4 protein-coding genes are annotated in these 3,627 nt (G+C 66.5%); all 4 read left to right on the top strand.

Annotation, left to right across the window (positions count from 1 at the left end; genetic code table 11):
- Positions 1 to 212: 212 nt before the first annotated feature.
- On the top strand, positions 213 to 1,526 hold the full coding sequence (gene nuoF, locus ER13_RS16580) for an NADH-quinone oxidoreductase subunit NuoF (RefSeq protein WP_008264145.1): 1,314 nt from the start codon (positions 213 to 215) through the stop codon (positions 1,524 to 1,526).
- A gap of 2 nt (positions 1,527 to 1,528) precedes the next feature.
- On the top strand, positions 1,529 to 2,020 hold the full coding sequence (locus tag ER13_RS16575; protein WP_035311073.1) for a hypothetical protein: 492 nt from the start codon (positions 1,529 to 1,531) through the stop codon (positions 2,018 to 2,020).
- Complete coding sequence (locus ER13_RS16570; RefSeq protein WP_035311070.1) at positions 2,020 to 2,265, top strand: hypothetical protein; 246 nt, start codon at positions 2,020 to 2,022, stop codon at positions 2,263 to 2,265. Before ER13_RS16575 ends, ER13_RS16570 begins: the two co-directional genes overlap by 1 nt.
- Positions 2,265 to 3,627: NADH-quinone oxidoreductase subunit NuoG (gene nuoG, locus ER13_RS16565; protein WP_035311068.1), on the top strand; the 1,363-nt coding region annotated here is incomplete at its 3' end. The genes ER13_RS16570 and nuoG, both read left to right, overlap by 1 nt.

Raw genomic sequence — 3,627 nt, 5'->3', positions numbered from 1 at the left:
GCCCCGTATCGGCGCAAACCCCGCCAACATCACCTTCGGTCGCCCCCGCGCCCGCGTCCTCTACGCCTTCACCCGGTCCTGCTGATGCTTCCGAACCGCGTAACAACCCCAGCCCTGAACCGCGTCAGCCGCCGCCCGGCCAACGCGATCTCGGCCTCGAACGCCAGTCCGCTCTCGGTCCCCCCCGTCGGCGTAGACGGAGGAGCAGCCTGATGGTCGGCATTCTCGAAGACAAGGACCGGATCTTCACCAACCTGTACGGCTTCCAGGATTGGACGCTGGACGGGGCGAAGACCCGCGGCGCCTGGAACGCCACCAAGGACATGCTGGACCTTGGCCGCGACTGGATCATCAACAACGTCAAGGCCTCGGGCCTGCGCGGCCGCGGCGGCGCGGGTTTCTCGACCGGGTTGAAGTGGTCCTTCATGCCCAAGGAAGTGAAGGATCGTCCTCACTACCTGGTCGTCAACGCCGACGAATCCGAACCCGGCACCTGCAAGGACCGGGAGATCATGCGCCATGATCCCCAGCTGCTGATCGAAGGCTGCCTGATCGCCAGCTTCGCGATGCAGGCCCACGCCTGCTACATCTATCTGCGCGGCGAATATGTGCTCGAGCGCGAGCGGATGGAGGCTGCGGTCAAACAGGCCTATGAGGCCCGTCTGATCGGCAAGGACAATGTCCACGGCTGGGACTTTGACGTCTATATCCACCACGGCGCCGGCGCCTATATCTGCGGCGAAGAGACCGCCCTGCTGGAATCCCTGGAAGGCAAGAAGGGCCAGCCGCGCCTGAAGCCGCCGTTCCCGGCCGGCGCAGGCCTGTACGGCTGCCCCACCACGGTGAACAACGTCGAGTCGATCGCCGTCGTCGGCACCATCCTGCGTCGCGGCGCCGGCTGGTTCGCGGGCTTCGGCCGTCCGAACAACACCGGCACCAAGCTGATGGCCATCTCGGGCCATGTGAACGCGCCCTGCGTGGTCGAAGAGGCCATGTCGATCCCGCTGCGGCAGCTGCTGGAAGAACACTGCGGCGGCGTGCGCGGCGGCTGGGACAATCTGAAGGCCATCATTCCGGGCGGCTCGTCCGTGCCGCTGATCACGCGCGAAATGTCCGAGACGGCGCTGATGGACTTCGACAGCCTGCGCGAAATGCGCTCGGGCCTGGGCACCGCCGCCGTCATCGTGATGGACAATTCCACCGACCTGGTGAAGGCCATCGCCCGCATCAGCTATTTCTACAAGCACGAGAGCTGCGGCCAGTGCACGCCTTGCCGGGAAGGCACCGGCTGGATGTGGCGCGTGCTGGAGCGGATGTCGGTGGGCGAGGCTGATCCGTCGGAAATCGACCTGCTGCTGGACGTCGCCGGTCAGGTCGAGGGCCACACCATCTGCGCCCTGGGCGACGCGGCCGCCTGGCCGGTGCAGGGCCTGATCCGTCACTTCCGTCACGAGATCGAAGAGCGTATCGCCAACTACCGCAGCCGCCGCGCGAACTTCGCCGGCCACGCGATCGCGGCGGAGTAGGCATGCGCCTTTCACCCGCCATCGTGATCGGAGCCTTCGCACTCGCCGCCTGCGGCGAGCGTGAAGCTGCGCCCACGCCTGCGGAAAAGGTTGCGGCTGCGGCGAAGCCTTCCGACGCCGTGCAGACGGCGCCCGAGGCCCTGAACGCCGCCGACCTGCGTCGCGTCTGCCGCGCGGGTCTGGCCGCTGTTCACGGGCAAGAGCCGATGGCGATCAACGTCGACGGCGTCGACGGCGGAGTGGTTCACGCCTCGTGGCGGGCCCCGGTCGACGGCGGCCGGATGCGCGCCGATTGCCGCGTCGAGAAAGACCTGATCGTGTGGAAACCGCTCGATCTGCCCGATCCCACCCTCGTTCGCTGGATGAACCAGTCGGACGATCCCGTGATCCGCTACGTCATGGACGGTCAGGCGATCACCATCACCCAGACCCTCCCGGATGGGACGAAGGAACAGGCCGAGTTGGCCGTTCCCGCAGAAGAGGAGGCGCGGTGATGGCGGATGAACCCGACAACCTCGTCCTTCAAATCCAGCGTCGCGTCGAAGGGCTTTTGACGTCGATGGAAACCAAGATGGATCGCCTCGGTGAGGACATGCACGACCTGAAGGTCCGCATGACTCACGTGGGGGAGGGCCTTGCAGGCGTCAATCGTCGCCTGGATCGCCTGGATCAACGTATCGAACGGGTCGAGACACGTCTGACCCTGGTAGACAGCCCTTACGGCGGAGTTCGAGAATAATGCCCATCGCCAAGGTCAACGGCGTCGAAGTCGAGTTCGAGCCCGGGATGACCGTGCTCCAGGTCGCCGAGCGCGCGGGGCAGGAAATCCCGCGCTTCTGCTACCACGAACGCCTGTCCATCGCCGGCAACTGCCGCATGTGCCTGGTCGAGGTGAAGCCCGGACCGCCGAAGCCCCAGGCTTCGTGCGCCCTGCCGGCCGCCGAAGGTCAGGAAATCTTCACCGACACCCCGATGGTCAAGAAGGCCCGGGAAGGCGTGATGGAATTCCTGCTGATCAACCACCCGCTGGATTGCCCGATCTGCGACCAGGGCGGCGAGTGCGATCTGCAGGATCAGTCCATGGCCTATGGCCGCGACGGCTCTCGCTATGCCGAGAACAAGCGCGCGGTCGAAGAAAAGAACATGGGTCCGACGATCAAGACCTTCATGACGCGGTGCATCCAGTGCACCCGTTGCGTCCGCTTCATCACCGAGGTCGCCGGCGTGCCGGACATCGGCATGATCTCGCGCGGCGAGGACGCCGAGATCACGACCTATCTGGAGAAGTCGGTCGCGTCGGAACTGTCGGGCAACGTCAATGACCTGTGCCCGGTCGGCGCCCTGACGCACCGCCCCTGGCAGTACCACTATCGTCCGTGGGAACTGAAGAAGACCGAGACCATCGACGTCATGGACGCCCTGGGCTCGAACATCCGCGCCGACTTCCGCGGCTCCGAGGTCATGCGGGTCCTGCCGCGCGTCAACGAGGGCATCAACGAGGAGTGGCTGTCGGACAAGAGCCGCTATGTCGTCGACGGCCTGACCGCGCGCCGCCTGGACCGCCCGTGGATCCGCGAGAACGGCAAGCTGCGCGCCGCCTCGTGGAACGAGGCCCTGGACGCCGTCGCCGCCAGGCTGAAGGCCGCCTCGGCCGACCGCATCGGGGTGATCGCGGGCGACCTGCAGGACGCCGAGTCGATGAAGGCGACCCTGGACCTGTTCCGCGCCCTGGGCTCCAGGAACACCGACTGCCGCCAGGACGGCGCCGCGCTCGGCTATGGTCCGCGCGAGAGCTGGCTGTTCAACTCCGGCCTCGAAGGCATTGAAAAGGCTGACGCCATCCTGATCGTGGGCGTCAACCCGCGCATCGAGGCGCCGCTGCTGAACGCGCGTCTGCGCAAGAGCTGGATCAAGGGCGGGGTCGAGATCGGCGTCATCGGCGAACAGGCCGATCTGACCTTCGACTACGCCTATCTGGGCGCCGGTTCGAAGACCCTGGCCAAGCTGCCGAAGTCGGCGATGGACTTCCTGACCAAGGCCGAGCGTCCGGCGATCATCGTCGGCTCCGGCGCGCTGAACGGGGAGGGCGGCGCCGCCGTCC

Origin of the sequence: Brevundimonas sp. EAKA (assembly GCF_000698025.1) — a bacterium.
Taxonomy (GTDB): domain Bacteria; phylum Pseudomonadota; class Alphaproteobacteria; order Caulobacterales; family Caulobacteraceae; genus Brevundimonas; species Brevundimonas mediterranea_A.
The sequence above is the reverse complement of the archived record's forward strand: the minus strand, read 5'-3'. Positions and strand labels throughout refer to the sequence as shown.

What these genes read in the sequence shown, in the direction of transcription:
- nuoF (WP_008264145.1), top strand. Translation starts at nt 213, where the DNA reads ATGGTCGGCATTCTCGAAGACAAGGACCGGATCTTCACCAACCTGTAC.
- ER13_RS16575 (WP_035311073.1), top strand. Translation starts at nt 1,529, where the DNA reads ATGCGCCTTTCACCCGCCATCGTGATCGGAGCCTTCGCACTCGCCGCC.
- ER13_RS16570 (WP_035311070.1), top strand. Translation starts at nt 2,020, where the DNA reads ATGGCGGATGAACCCGACAACCTCGTCCTTCAAATCCAGCGTCGCGTC.